The 531-nt window shown below is 50.3% G+C and carries 1 protein-coding gene; it reads left to right on the forward strand.

Going from position 1 to position 531, the window contains the following annotated elements:
- Nucleotides 1–470 (forward strand): type VI secretion system lipoprotein TssJ (tssJ, locus tag ACPGUT_RS16200; RefSeq protein ID WP_423993144.1); only part of this gene is annotated, 470 nt, incomplete at its 5' end.
- Nucleotides 471–531 lie beyond the last annotated feature (61 nt).

Here is a 531-nt window from a genome sequence, read left to right on the forward strand (position 1 = left end):
CCGGCTGTGAAGCCGCAGGAAAAATCGTTGAGGTGATCAAAGACCCTGACGTGCCCGTTGGTGAAGCGGAAGAACAGCCCAGCAACGTCGCGCTGCATGCTTATGCCGCCGGGGATGTGAATCGTAACTTTGATGGCAAACCAGCCCCGATCATTGTGAAGATCTTTGCGCTGACAAGCACGCATCGCTTTTACAGCTATGATTTCTTTTCGCTGGCTGAAGAGCCGGAAGACACCCTTGGTGTGACCCTTCTCGACATCATGGATGAAAACATGCTGGAGCCGGATACCTATAAAATCCTTGGCCCATATGAACTGCCGAAAGGCACGCAGGAAATTGCCGTGATTGCCGAATATCTTGATCTGGAAGGTGCCACCTGGCGCGCGAATTTCAAAGTGGCCGATATTGGCGCGGATGACCGTCTTCTGATGCTTTTGCTGGAAGAAGAAGTCCGGATCATAAGTGAATAGGGATTTATATGTCATCTTCATTTAACAAAGTTGTCTGGTCTGACGGGCTGTTTGTGAAACC

The organism is Halocynthiibacter sp. (assembly GCF_049608145.1).
Taxonomy (GTDB): domain Bacteria; phylum Pseudomonadota; class Alphaproteobacteria; order Rhodobacterales; family Rhodobacteraceae; genus Halocynthiibacter.